This is a genomic window from Brucella tritici (genome assembly GCF_902825325.1).
GTDB lineage: Bacteria > Pseudomonadota > Alphaproteobacteria > Rhizobiales > Rhizobiaceae > Brucella.
The window spans coordinates 159,455-171,830 of record NZ_CADEAR010000004.1 but is presented as its reverse complement, the minus strand read 5'-3'; the positions used below and the strand labels follow the sequence as shown (position 1 = coordinate 171,830).

Below are 12,376 nucleotides of genomic sequence, written 5' to 3'. Positions count from 1 at the left end.
AATTATCATAATTAATTTTAACGAGACAAAAAAAGCGGGCCTCAGCCCGCTTGTGATTTCGGAAAGTTCCAAGTTTATTCTGCAGGTGTATCTTCAGGCTTGAGATCCTGCTCGGCCTTGGTCGATTTCTGATGCGTGAAACCCTTGAGGCCCTTGGCGGTTTCCTCGGCATCGCGTTTGATCTCGACTTCGCTCATTGCATAATGAACTGCAAGTTTTGCAATGGAAGTCAGAGCGCTTAGATGAATGCGCTCATAACCATGCGAGGCATCGACACCGAAGGTCAGCAAAGCCGTGCGCACATCATGCCCGGCCTCAACCGCAGACGCGGCATCAGAACGATAATAACGGAACACGTCCTTCTGGACCTGAATGTCATGCTCTCCGCAAAGCTCGTAGAGTTTCTTCGTCAGATGGTAATCGAACGGTCCGGTCTGGTCCGCCATGGCAAGCGTGACACCGAACTCCGATGAATTCTGGCCTGGTGCAGTCGTTCCATTATCGATGGCGACCAGCGAGGCAATATCCGGCACAACGACCGCAGAGGCACCCACTCCAACTTCCTCGCCGATGGTGAACAGCCAATAGCTGTCGACCGGCGTTTCCACATTGGCTCTCTGCATCGCTTCGAGGGCCGCAAGCATGATTGCAACGCCTGCCTTGTCATCAAGGTGACGCGAGACGATAAAGCCATTATCGATGAATTCGGGCGCGGGATCGACAGCAACTATGTCACCGACATCGATACCGAGCTGCAGCAGATCATCACGATTTCGGGCGAGCGCATCGACGCGGAGTTCGACATAAGGCCAGCCGACCGGCTGCGTATCGACTTCGTCATTGAATGTATGGCCGGAAGCTTTCAACGGCAGGATCGAACCGCGATAAATTCCTTTGGACGAAAAGATGGAAACGCGGGCACCTTCAGCGAAACGCGCTGACCAGTTACCGATGGAAACCAGTTCCAGCCGTCCGTTTTCCTTCAGATATTTTACCTGCGCGCCGAGTGTATCGACATGCGATACGATCCCACGCGCCGGTCTCTCCGTCAGGCCCACCCTGCGCGCGCGAATAGCCCCCCGGCGCGTCAGCATAACCTCAAGTCCCAAATGCTCCAGCTCGCGCGCAACATAACGCACGGCTTCGTCGGTAAACCCGGTCGGGCTCGGTATGGCGAGAAGCGCCTTGAGCCGTGTTACGAGATAGTCCTGATCGATTGTGATGGCGGTCTGCATCATTCATGTGTCGCAAAACAAGACCGCAACGTCAACGTCATCTCCAGAACAGAAAACTTCGGCACCGGTGTTACGCGGCGCCGAGATGCCATCAGAAACTCCAGTCTTCATCCTCAGTCGCGACCGCCTTGCCGATGACGTAAGAAGAGCCAGAACCGGAGAAAAAGTCGTGGTTTTCGTCTGCATTCGGTGAAAGAGCGGACAGGATCGCCGGGTTGACCTTGCACGCTTCAGCCGGGAAGAGTGCCTCATAGCCGAGGTTCATGAGGGCCTTGTTGGCGTTGTAATGCAGGAATTTCTTGACGTCTTCAGTTAGGCCAACACCATCATATAGCGCTTCCGTGTAGCGAACCTCATTGTCGTAAAGTTCCAGAAGAAGTTCGAAGGCAAAATCCTTGATTGCCTGCTTCTGCTCTTCGTTCAAGCGTTCCAGTCCGCGCTGGAATTTGTAACCGATATAATAGCCATGCACAGCCTCATCACGGATGATGAGCCGGATAAGATCGGCTGTATTGGTCAGCTTTGCCCGGCTCGACCAGTACATGGGCAGATAGAAGCCGGAATAGAACAGAAAGCTCTCCAGAAAGACGCTGGCGATTTTCCTTTTCAGCGGATCATCCGCGCGATACTGGTCCAGGATCAGAACGGACTTGCGCTGCAGGAATTCGTTTTCCTCGGACCAACGATAGGCATCGTCAACATCCGGCGTCAGGCACAAAGTGGAGAATATCGACGAATAGGATCGTGCATGAACCGCTTCCATGAAGGAGATGTTGGACAGCACCGCTTCTTCATGCGGCGTCGCTGCATCATCTATCAGCTTCACGGCACCGACTGCGTTCTGGATCGTATCGAGAAGTGTCAGCCCGGTGAAAACGCGGATCGTCAGTTGCTTTTCCTGCGGTTTCAGCGTTTCCCACGACTGAATATCGTTCGAAAGCGGCACCTTTTCTGGCAGCCAGAAATTGCCGGTCAGACGGTTCCAGACCTCAAGGTCTTTCTCATCTTCGATCCGGTTCCAGTTGATCGCACGCACTGCGGCGGGTTTCGGGTTCTTGGTTTTCGCTTGAATATTCATTGGTCATCACCAGTGGTCAGAGGGCGCAGGAAACGCAGCCCTGCACTTCCGTGCCGGAGAGCGCCATCTGGCGCAGGCGAATGTAGTAGATGGTCTTGATGCCCTTCTTCCACGCGTAGATCTGTGCGCGGTTGATATCGCGTGTCGTTGCGGTATCGCGGAAGAACAATGTCAAAGATAGGCCCTGATCGACGTGCTGCGTCGCCGCCGCGTAAGTGTCGATGATCTTTTCCGGCCCGATCTCATAGGCGTCCTGATAGTAATCGAGATTGTCATCGGTCATGAACGCTGCCGGATAGTAGACGCGACCGATCTTGCCCTCCTTGCGGATCTCAATCTTCGACACGATCGGATGAATCGATGACGTCGAATGATTGATGTAGGAAATCGAGCCTGTCGGCGGCACGGCCTGAAGGTTCTGGTTATAAAGCCCGCCCTCCATCACCGCATTTTTCAGATCGCGCCAGTCATTCTGCATCGGAATCGCAATGCCAGCCTTTTCGAAAATTTTTCGAACCTTTTCCGTCGCCGGTTCCCAAAGCTGCTCGGTATATTTGTCGAAATATTCACCTGTTGCATATTTAGATTTCTCGAAACCTTTAAAGGACTTGCCCGTTTCCACTGCAATCAGGTTCGATGCGCGGATCGCGTGATAGGTAACCGTATAGAAATAGATATTCGTGAAATCGACGCCCTCCTCCGAGCCGTAATAAATCCGCTCGCGGGCGAGATAACCATGCAGATTCATCTGGCCGAGACCGATAGCATGGCTTTCATCATTGCCTCGGACGACCGACGGCACGGAGCCGATTTGGCTCATATCGGAAACTGCTGTCAGAGCGCGGATGGAGGTTTCGATGGTCTTGCCGAAATCGGACGAGTCCATTGCCGATGCAATGTTGAGCGAACCCAGATTGCACGAAATATCCTTGCCGAGATGATCATAGGAAAGGTCTTCGCCGAAGATGCTCGCCTCACTCACCTGGAGGATTTCCGAACAGAGATTGCTCATGGTGATGCGCCCGTCAATCGGATTGGCGCGGTTCACCGTGTCCTCGAACATGATATAGGGATAACCGGACTCGAACTGGATTTCCGCCAACACCTGAAAAAACTCGCGTGCATTGATCTTCTTCTTGGCAATACGCGCATCGTCGACCATTTCCCGATATTTTTCGGTAACCGAAATCTCGGTCAATGGCACGCCGTAAACCCGCTCCACATCATAGGGCGAGAATAGGTACATATCCTCGTTGTTCTTTGCGAGTTCGAAGGTAATGTCTGGAATGACCACACCAAGCGACAAGGTTTTAATACGGATTTTCTCGTCGGCGTTTTCGCGCTTCGTATCCAGAAAGCGCATGATATCCGGGTGATGGGCGTGCAAGTAAACAGCACCCGCTCCTTGTCGCGCACCCAACTGATTGGCGTAGGAAAAGGAATCCTCAAGAAGCTTCATCACCGGAATGATACCGGATGATTGGTTCTGAATCTGCTTGATAGGTGCGCCCGCCTCGCGAATATTGGTAAGGCTCAAGGCCACCCCGCCGCCCCGCTTCGACAATTGCAACGCCGAATTGATCGAGCGCCCGATGGACTCCATATTGTCTTCGACCCGCAGCAGAAAACAGGAAACGAGCTCGCCGCGCTGCTTCTTGCCTGCATTGAGGAAAGTCGGCGTCGCAGGCTGGTAGCGGCCTGCAATGATCTCCTCCATCAGATTGCGTGCCAGCTGTTCATTGCCGCGCGCCAGCGTCAGCGCTACCATGCAGACACGGTCTTCATAGCGCTCCAGATAGCGCTTTCCATCGAAGGTTTTCAGCGTATAGCTGGTATAATATTTGAATGCGCCTAGAAATGTCGGAAAACGAAATTTTCTCGCATAGGCTTCGTCGAAAAGGTCACGCACGAAATTGAAGGAATACTGATCCAGCACCTCCTGCTCGTAGTATCCCTCCGTCACCAGATAATCGAGCTTTTCCCGCAGATTATGAAAAAAGACAGTGTTCTGGTTCACGTGCTGAAGGAAATACTGGCGTGCAGCCTGCCGGTCGCGATCAAGCTGGATTTTTCCCTCGTCATCGTAAAGGTTCAGCATCGCGTTGAGCGCGTGATAATCCAGCCCGTCCGAGGATTTTGCCGGTTTGTTGCTGTTGGAAGTCGCCGCTTGAGGCGCATCCTGCGCCACTGGCCGTGCCTCGCGCTCTCGGATCAAGGTCGTGTCTGCCGTGTCCAAAATCGTTCCATCCCGTTTTTGACATTGCCAATGTCCTCATCGGTTCCCAGAAGCTCGAAGCGGTAGAGATAGGGAACCTGACATTTGGCGGAGATAATGTTGCCGGCGATACAGAAAGCCTCGCCGAAATTGCTATTTCCCGCGGCAATCACGCCGCGGATGAAAGAGCGGTTGGTCTCATCGTTGAGGAAGCGGATCACAGGTTTGGGGACAGCGCCCTTGGAGCCGCCGCCACCATATGTGGGCGACACGAGCACGAATGGCTCGCGCACCTGCAATCCGCCTGAACCGTCCATCGGGATACGGTTCGACCGCATTCCAAGCCGCTCGACAAACCGGTGCGTATTTTCCGACCGGCTGGAGAAATAGACGATCAGGCTCATGTGACCGCAGCCCTCAGGCGAGCGCGCTGATCATGTCCGGCCGGAAGCCCGCCCAATGGGATTCACCTGCCACAACCACCGGCACCTGGCGATAACCCATGCCCTGAACGAGATGGAAAGCATCGGCATCGGCAGAGATATCGATGACCTCATATTCGATGCCCTGGCGGTCGAGGGCGCGTGTGGTGGCGGTGCACTGAACGCAGGCGGGCTTGCTGTAAACGGTGACGTTCATTTTTTCCTCACTGGAGCATGTCTCCCAAAAATGGGAACCGGTTTTGGGGTCAAGACATGCATAAAAACAAAGAGATAGAGCATTTCCAACGGTTCGGTTTAAACTGGAATACTCTCGATAGGAGACGCAAAAAGCCGTTCGCGCATCGCAAGATGCGCGTCAAAAAGCACAAGATAGGAAACGGTCAGCCGCCACGATGAGCAGTCTGACCACAACAGACTATGCCTCGAAGGGAGGACCGGAAACGAAACTGAACAGACTGGACATGGACTTCACCCCGAAGCTATGAGCGGGAAGTTCGGGGCAGCAATCGGCAAGGCAATAGTTTGCCACACAAGATTGCGCGCCAACCGGACACCCCGCCCGTGGACGTACTCGTTCAAGGCAGGTCTCCTGGCTCACGGATCAACATCCTGCCCGCCTTCCCAGCCTGAGCCAGTGACGTGATGGACAGAACTCTCCGCTTACAGTTGCGGGGGCAGCTCCGGCATTGCCGCATCCGTCATGGATGAAACGCACCGGATTCCCGTCTTAGCTTTCGACTCAACGAATCGAAAGAACCTAGAACACTATATATAGTAGTCGAAGTTAAAAACCCGTCAACGGATAGTTGGTAGCAAAACATAAAATTAGCGGACCATTATGTGAGGCCTGTGAATAGCAGGGATTATCGCTGTTTATTTTGCGTGTTTGATCGGTTTCGGTTTGAATTCCGGCTTGATGGCCTTGAGGGCCATGCGATCCACCAGCGCGGGAGCGACAAGTTTCAACCAGCGCCCGAATCGCATCTGGCGCGTCATCAACACTTCACGCTTGCGTGCCCGCACACCTTCCAGCATCAGTCGTACGGCTTCTTCGACCGGCATCATGTCATCTTCACGCACACCGCTCTTTCCCAGCGCGCTGCCGTCCGCACTATAGCCCACCTTGCGAATGTCGGTTTTGACGACACCCGGATAGACGATTGTCACGGAAATGCCGCTGGGGTCCAGTTCCGCGCGAAGCGCCTCGCAGAAGCCTGACAGGGCGAATTTCGTTCCGCTATAGGCCGTGCGCCCCGGCACGCCGATCAATCCGGCCACGGATGAGACAGCGACAATCCGCCCCCTGCTGGCAGCGAGATATGGAAGTGCGGCATGGATAGGCCAGACACTGCCCCAATAGTTCAACTCCATCAGGTCATGCATCCAATCGAGATCGTCCGGCTTGATCTCGGCAAAATTGGCATGGGCCGACATGCCCGCATTCACGATCAGCGTATCGATGCGACCATAGGCGGAAACCGCCTTGCCGATCAGAGCTATGCAAGCAGCGTGATCCTTTACGTCGGTGGGTATCACAAGGGCCGAGCTGCCCATTTGCCGCAATTCAGCGGCAAGCCTCTCCAGTTTGTCCGCATTGCGCGCAGCAAGCACCAGCGCAGCATTGGCGCGGTCGCACCGGGCGATTTGCCGCGCGGTTTCAGCGCCGATACCATCCGATGCTCCCGTTATGATCGTCACGTCCATGCCCCGCCCTCCCCTGCCTATCGATCCGACGACAGGCAAGGTACAGGCAGGGCAATCAATGCGTCCAGTGGTTTAGACCTTGCGCGATAGAATAGCAGCAAGAGCGAGACCACCGATCAGCGATATGTGCTCCAGCGCCACCGTCATATCCCGGAAAGCTTCTTCTCCTTCCTTTGCCCAGAACGGGTGGGCAACTGGAATGGTCAGGATCGTAAAGACGGCAAGAGCACCACAAGCCAGCCAGATTCCGCGATTGAAGATGATCATCAGCGATCCGACAATCTGCAAAAGCAGGGTTGCGCTGTTGAACAGCCAGCCCGGATGAAGACCAAAGCTTTCCATTTCCGCAGCATTGGCGCCGAAGTCGAAGAGCTTGGCCAGCCCACTCGACCAGAAAATGAAGGTAAGGACCACCTGCGCCAACAAAAGGCTGGCACGGGAATCGAGGATGTTGGCGATGAAACGCGGCATTGGTCAACCCTTTACGCCGGTGATACGGATAACCTTGAATGCGACCGCCACGGCAACTGCTGGCGCGAGTGCGAATATCACCGACAGCCAGAGCGAGGCATTTGCCGCGCCCTCTACACCTCCCGGCACGGCAATGCCGGCAAAATTGGCAATCATCCCCGCGCAAGCCGTCCCGAAGGCTATGGCGAAGAGTTGTACGGTCGTCATTCCACCCGCTGCGAGATCCTGCTCGGTGGACGGAGCGCTCTGATAGACGCGGGTAACGAGGCTTGGCCAGGCAAGACCGATCCCCAAACCGATCAGGATGAGCCCAAGGCAGACGGGCGCGAGCAGCAACCAGTTGCCGTTTCCATGGATCGGGAGAAATATGGCGAGCAGGACAAGACCGGCGAGCGCCAGAACAGGGCCGGCAACGACAAGCTTGTCGCCCCCCTTCTCCTGCCATCTGGAACTGAGGAAGGATGCCACCGTCCAGCCGATTGCCATAAGTGCCGCCAGATATCCTGCCCAGAGCGGAGACTGGCCATGCAAGTGCTGCAGCAGATAAGGCACGTATATTTCGGGCTGCATGCTGAGCATCAAAAGCGCGATCGTAAGGTAAAGAGGCCCGAGCGGCGTCGACAGGCTGAACGAGCGGCGCGGCAGGAGACGTGCCTTGGCGTCGCGGTCCACGACTGTGATGATGGCGATCATGAATATCGCCGCACCCAAACCGACGACCTTCCATAGCGTTTCCTGTGACAGGCTCCCCGCTGAAACCGCAAGGACAGCGCCGGTCAAGAGGATGAGTTGAAGAATCGGAATGGAAACACGCTCGTTTTTATCCCAGCTCGAGCGTGGCAAAGTCGCGAATGCCACCACAGCGAAAAGACCCGATACCGGCAGCAATGACCAGAAAGCGGCGCGCCATGCGCCATATTCGGCAAAGATGCCGCCAATTGCCGGCCCGATCAGCGTGGCCACGCCGAACATAGCGGAAATAAGACCGATGGCCCGGCCCCACAGGCGCTCTGGCAAAACGACACGGGTGAGACCATAGGCGAGCGCGTAAAGAAATCCGCCACCGAGGCCTTGCACGCTCCGCCCCGCCAGCATGACCGGCATGTTGATGGCCAGAGACGAGATCAGTGTGCCTGCTGCGAACAGCAGGGTCGCCACGACATAAGCGCCTCTTGGACCGGCACTTTTCAGAAGCCGCGCAGTGAGTGCGGCACCCAGAATGGAGGCCACGACGAACAAGGTCGTGGCCCAGGCATAGAAATCCATGCCGCCAATATCCTGCACCACGCTCGGCATGACTGTGGTCGCGATGTACATATTGACCGCGTGGAGCGTGACTCCACCAGCCAAAGCCAGGGCATAGAGGCCATTTTTACCGCTTAGAAGCTCACCCCAGCCAGCGGGCTTATAGCCCGCATCCCCCGCCGGAATTGTTTCTTCGATCGAACTTTGCACTGTCGGCCTCCGTGAACTGAATTGTTGCCGACGGGTTTATAGAACCTCAACCTTCGTTGAGGTCAATAGGCTATTTCGACTGAAAACATCAGGATTTAATCGGCCAAATCCAAAACAAAACCGCCACTGCGAACGAGCACAATGGCGGTGGGGAAAACTCGGCTCGGACGCTCGAAAGTCAGGTGAGATTGCCGGTCTTGGCCATCAATCTTCTGGGGCCAGCGCCCTGTTGTCCGAGGATGTCGTCCGGATTTCGCAACGGGCATTCGGAAAGCGAGAGACAACCGCAGCCGATGCAGCTCGTTATCTGGTCACGAAGCTGCATCAGACAGTCGATACGTTCCTGAAGCATGCCTTTCCAGGCTTCCGAAAAACGTCTCCAGTCTTCCGCTGTCGGCACGTGGTCATGCGGAAGGTCTTCCAGCGCCTCGCGAATGATCGCGAGGGGGATACCCGCGCGTTGCGCGATTTTGATAATGGCAATGCGACGCAGCACGGCGCGGTGATAACGTCGCTGGTTGCCCTCTGTGCGCCAGCCCTCGATAAGCCCCTTGGTTTCATAGAAATGAACGGTAGAGACCGCCACGCCAGCGCGCCGGGAAACGTCACCAACTGTCAGGCTTTTCTTGAGACCTGAATGTTCCATATCGTCAAACTCGATCATGCCGAATGTGTAGGCCTTTGAGCACATCCCGAAAAGTGTGAAACGGCTTTTGGTTCAGATGCGCGGAAGAAAAGCGCTCCAGCCGCGCGCCATTGCAAGCGTCTCATAAATCCGCGTCATGTCTCAACGCGCGATAATTGCGGCGCGCCCATAGCAACGGGCGAGAATGCAGCGGCAAATCGGTATTCGTTACCAGCCCGGCAAAAAGCGTGTGATCCGCCATTGGAACACTGCCCGCCAGTTCGCAATCTATCGCAGCTGACGCCCCGAAAAGATGCGGCCTGCCCGACGGCCATTCGCCCCACACCCCAATGAGAAATCTTTGCCCATGCGGTATTTTGCCTGCAAAGGCGTCGCCGATCATCTCCTGCCCTTCCACGAGCATGGCGAGTGAGAAGCCGCCATCGGAAATGATCGCCGTTGCCAGTGCGCTGTCGCTTTTGACCGAAACCAAGACCATCGGCGGTTCGGCGGAAAGCGACAACACCGCTGTCACCGTGCGACCGTGGGCTTCGCCAGCATCGCGCGCTGTCACCACGGACACGGTCGCGGCCATACGCGACATCACATCCGCGAACTCTCGTTTCGAAACAGCGCCAATTGCGTCGCGGTCTATATGCAGCACGTTCGTGTTCATCATGTCAGGCAACCTTCGGCTTCTGTCCCCGCTTAGAGCGGCCCCAGTTTTGACGGCATCGTTGGAACCGCTCTATCTATTTGTTTTTCCACATTTCCGAACGCAAAACCGTTTCACACTTTTGCTGGAAATGTTCTGGCGCCGGTCGGAATCGCCCCGCAGCGTTTCCGACCGGCCATGGCCTTACGTCGGGATGTCCGTTCGGCCATATCGGCTCCAAACAGCTATTCGGAATGCTGTTTGAGATAGGCGATCATGTTTTCGAGGTCTTTTTCCTTGGTCAGCCCGGCGAAAGCCATCCATGTGCCTTTCACCATGGCCTGCGGTTTCTTGAGAAAGCTCTTCAGCTCATCCTCGTTCCAGACCAGCCCTTCGGACGCCGCCTTGCGCATTGCATCCGAATAGGGATAGCCCGGATAGGAGGCGGCCTTGCGGCCCACCACGCCCTTCAATGACGGGCCGCGCTTGCTCTCATCGGCATCCGCCGTGTGGCAGACGGAGCATCGCTTGAAGAGTTTTTCCCCCGCGGCAGCATCCGCCCCTTCACCAGAGGCGGCTGTCGAAACAATGAGAGCAGTGGAAAAGGCAAGGGGAACAAGAAGGAGCGACAAGCGCATGGACGATACTCCAGATAATCGGCCATGCTTCTCTAGTTCCTCAACCTTGGTTGAGGTCAAGAGTAAATCTTGCCTGCCTCCTCACTTTTTAGCCACCGCTCGCAGAAAAATTCGCGGCAGCGCTTAACACAGCCCGTATTGACGCGGTTGCGATATCGTCATCGATCCCGACGCCGAAAACTTTCCGCCCATCCTGCGTCCGACATTCGATATAGGCCGCAGCCTGTGCGTAGGTACCTTTTTTGAGCGAATGCTCGTGATAATCGACGATTTCCAGATCGATATCGCAACCGGCCTGCAATGCCGAAACCGCACTTGAGATCAATCCGTTACCGCGCCCTGTTATGACGACTTCCTTGCCGCGATGCCGGATTCGTCCGGCAAAAACACGCGGCTCCCCGCTCCGCGCCGGTCTGCTTTCCGTGTAGTTCAGAAGCTCGAATTCGGCGTTTGCGTTCAAATGATACAGGTCGCTGAATAGCGTCCAGATCATTTCAGAGGTCGTTTCCTTGCCGGTATCGTCGGCAAATGCCTGTACGCGACGGCTGAAATCGATTTGCAGCGGACGCGGCAGTCTCAGCCCCCGGTCCTGTTCCAGCACCCACGCCACGCCGCCCTTGCCCGACTGGCTGTTCACGCGAATGACGGCTTCATAGCTCTCGCCGATATCCTTCGGGTCAATGGGCAGGTAAGGCATTTCCCATATTCCGTCATTACGCGTTTCATGCGCGGCAAAGCCCTTGCGGATAGCGTCCTGATGCGAGCCGGAAAAAGCTGTATGGACCAGTTCGCCTGCATAGGGATGGCGCGGATGAACTGGCAAGTCATTGCAATGTTCCACCGTTCTCACGACGGAACGCATCTCTGGAAAATACAGTTTTGGGTCGATGCCCTGCGTATAGAAATTCAGTGCCAGCGTAACGAGATCGACGTTGCCGGTGCGCTCGCCATTACCGAACAGGCAGCCCTCGACACGATCAGCGCCTGCGAGCAGGGCCTGTTCCGTTGCAGCCACCGCTGTGCCCCGGTCGTTATGCGGATGGACGCTTATGATCACGCTGTCGCGGCGGGAAAGATTGCGGCAGAACCATTCGATCTGGTCCGCATAGACATTCGGCATTGCCACTTCAACGGTAGCAGGCAGATTCAGGATCGCCTTGTTTTCCGGCGTTGGCTGCCAGACATCCAGAACACGTTCACAGATTTCCAGCGCAAAGTCCGGCTCGGTGAAGCAGAAGGTTTCCGGTGAATATTCAAACGTCCAACGCGTCTCGGGTTGCTTCCGGCTTTCCTGCAGCATGGCCGTTACGCCACAGACGGCCAGGTCGATTATCTCGTTCTTTTCCATCTTGAATACAACGCGACGGAAGAGCGGCGCTGTCGCATTATAAAGATGGACGATGGCCTGACGCGCTCCGCGCAGGGATTCAAAAGTGCGTGCAATCAGGTCGGCTCGCGATTGGGTGAGCACCTGAATGGTCACATCGTCAGGTATCAGTTCCTCTTCGATCAGGCGGCGGACAAAATTGAATTCCGTCTGCGAAGCTGAAGGAAATGCAACCTCGATTTCCTTGAAACCGATTTCTAGGAGCATGCGATAAAAGCGCATTTTCTTGTCGCCATCCATCGGGTCGGCAAGCGCCTGATTGCCGTCGCGCAGGTCTGTCGATACCCAGCGCGGCGCCTGCGTCAAGCGCCGGTTCGGCCACTGGCGATCCGGCAGTTCGATTGGAGATATGAAAGGACGGTATTTGCTGTCCGGGTTCTGCAACATGATAATAGTTCCTTCGGCTGCGCGGAGCAGCGACTGCGACAATGGGAAAGGGATTGACGGCAGGTTACGACCGCCGGGATGCC

At 55.7% G+C, this 12,376-nt stretch carries 12 protein-coding genes and 1 riboswitch; all 12 genes read right to left on the bottom strand.

Translation table 11 applies throughout. The features are described 5' to 3' along the window. Positions 1–74: 74 nt before the first annotated feature. Positions 75–1,235, bottom strand: a complete 1,161-nt coding sequence (locus tag HWX93_RS07445; protein ID WP_151663537.1) for an osmoprotectant NAGGN system M42 family peptidase — start codon at positions 1,233–1,235, stop codon at positions 75–77. Positions 1,236–1,326: 91 nt separating this feature from the next. Beyond that, on the bottom strand, positions 1,327–2,313 hold the full coding sequence (gene nrdF, locus HWX93_RS07440) for a class 1b ribonucleoside-diphosphate reductase subunit beta (protein WP_109986772.1): 987 nt from the start codon (positions 2,311–2,313) through the stop codon (positions 1,327–1,329). A gap of 16 nt (positions 2,314–2,329) precedes the next feature. Next, positions 2,330–4,549, bottom strand: a complete 2,220-nt coding sequence (gene nrdE / locus HWX93_RS07435) for a class 1b ribonucleoside-diphosphate reductase subunit alpha (protein ID WP_176037001.1) — start codon at positions 4,547–4,549, stop codon at positions 2,330–2,332. After that, positions 4,525–4,932, bottom strand: a complete 408-nt coding sequence (gene nrdI / locus HWX93_RS07430; RefSeq protein WP_109986770.1) for a class Ib ribonucleoside-diphosphate reductase assembly flavoprotein NrdI — start codon at positions 4,930–4,932, stop codon at positions 4,525–4,527. The genes nrdE and nrdI overlap by 25 nt, the downstream gene beginning before the upstream one ends. A 13-nt stretch (positions 4,933–4,945) precedes the next feature. Beyond that, positions 4,946–5,167, bottom strand: coding sequence for a glutaredoxin-like protein NrdH (gene nrdH / locus HWX93_RS07425; protein WP_061346668.1), 222 nt, complete (start codon positions 5,165–5,167; stop codon positions 4,946–4,948). A gap of 365 nt (positions 5,168–5,532) precedes the next feature. Continuing rightward, positions 5,533–5,747, bottom strand: a riboswitch (cobalamin riboswitch). Between the two features lie 97 nt (positions 5,748–5,844). After that, on the bottom strand, positions 5,845–6,675 hold the full coding sequence (locus HWX93_RS07420; protein WP_109986769.1) for an SDR family oxidoreductase: 831 nt from the start codon (positions 6,673–6,675) through the stop codon (positions 5,845–5,847). A gap of 72 nt (positions 6,676–6,747) precedes the next feature. After that, entirely contained in the window at positions 6,748–7,146 is a 399-nt protein-coding gene (locus HWX93_RS07415; protein WP_109986768.1) for a DoxX family protein, read from the bottom strand. A gap of 3 nt (positions 7,147–7,149) precedes the next feature. Next, positions 7,150–8,601: an MFS transporter gene (locus HWX93_RS07410; RefSeq protein WP_109986767.1), complete on the bottom strand. Its 1,452-nt coding sequence runs from the start codon at positions 8,599–8,601 to the stop codon at positions 7,150–7,152. A 178-nt stretch (positions 8,602–8,779) separates the two neighbouring features. After that, complete coding sequence (gene soxR / locus HWX93_RS07405) at positions 8,780–9,247, bottom strand: redox-sensitive transcriptional activator SoxR (RefSeq protein WP_176037122.1); 468 nt, start codon at positions 9,245–9,247, stop codon at positions 8,780–8,782. Between the two features lie 121 nt (positions 9,248–9,368). Continuing rightward, complete coding sequence (locus HWX93_RS07400; RefSeq protein ID WP_176037000.1) at positions 9,369–9,905, bottom strand: flavin reductase family protein; 537 nt, start codon at positions 9,903–9,905, stop codon at positions 9,369–9,371. A gap of 221 nt (positions 9,906–10,126) precedes the next feature. Continuing rightward, positions 10,127–10,519 carry a c-type cytochrome gene (locus tag HWX93_RS07395; RefSeq protein ID WP_109986765.1) on the bottom strand — a complete coding sequence of 131 codons (393 nt, stop codon included), beginning with the start codon at positions 10,517–10,519 and terminating at the stop codon, positions 10,127–10,129. Positions 10,520–10,607: 88 nt separating this feature from the next. Next, the gene (leuA, locus tag HWX93_RS07390) at positions 10,608–12,293 is read right to left on the bottom strand and encodes a 2-isopropylmalate synthase (protein WP_109986764.1); all 1,686 of its coding nucleotides are present in this window, start codon (positions 12,291–12,293) and stop codon (positions 10,608–10,610) included. Positions 12,294–12,376 lie beyond the last annotated feature (83 nt).

Bases quoted from the DNA above. Each gene is read 5' to 3' on its own strand.
- HWX93_RS07445 (WP_151663537.1), bottom strand. From the start codon at position 1,235: ATGCAGACCGCCATCACAATCGATCAGGACTATCTCGTAACACGGCTC.
- nrdF (WP_109986772.1), bottom strand. From the start codon at position 2,313: ATGAATATTCAAGCGAAAACCAAGAACCCGAAACCCGCCGCAGTGCGT.
- nrdI (WP_109986770.1), bottom strand. From the start codon at position 4,932: ATGAGCCTGATCGTCTATTTCTCCAGCCGGTCGGAAAATACGCACCGG.
- nrdH (WP_061346668.1), bottom strand. From the start codon at position 5,167: ATGAACGTCACCGTTTACAGCAAGCCCGCCTGCGTTCAGTGCACCGCC.
- HWX93_RS07420 (WP_109986769.1), bottom strand. From the start codon at position 6,675: ATGGACGTGACGATCATAACGGGAGCATCGGATGGTATCGGCGCTGAA.
- HWX93_RS07415 (WP_109986768.1), bottom strand. From the start codon at position 7,146: ATGCCGCGTTTCATCGCCAACATCCTCGATTCCCGTGCCAGCCTTTTG.
- soxR (WP_176037122.1), bottom strand. From the start codon at position 9,247: ATGGAACATTCAGGTCTCAAGAAAAGCCTGACAGTTGGTGACGTTTCC.
- HWX93_RS07400 (WP_176037000.1), bottom strand. From the start codon at position 9,905: ATGATGAACACGAACGTGCTGCATATAGACCGCGACGCAATTGGCGCT.
- HWX93_RS07395 (WP_109986765.1), bottom strand. From the start codon at position 10,519: ATGCGCTTGTCGCTCCTTCTTGTTCCCCTTGCCTTTTCCACTGCTCTC.
- leuA (WP_109986764.1), bottom strand. From the start codon at position 12,293: ATGTTGCAGAACCCGGACAGCAAATACCGTCCTTTCATATCTCCAATC.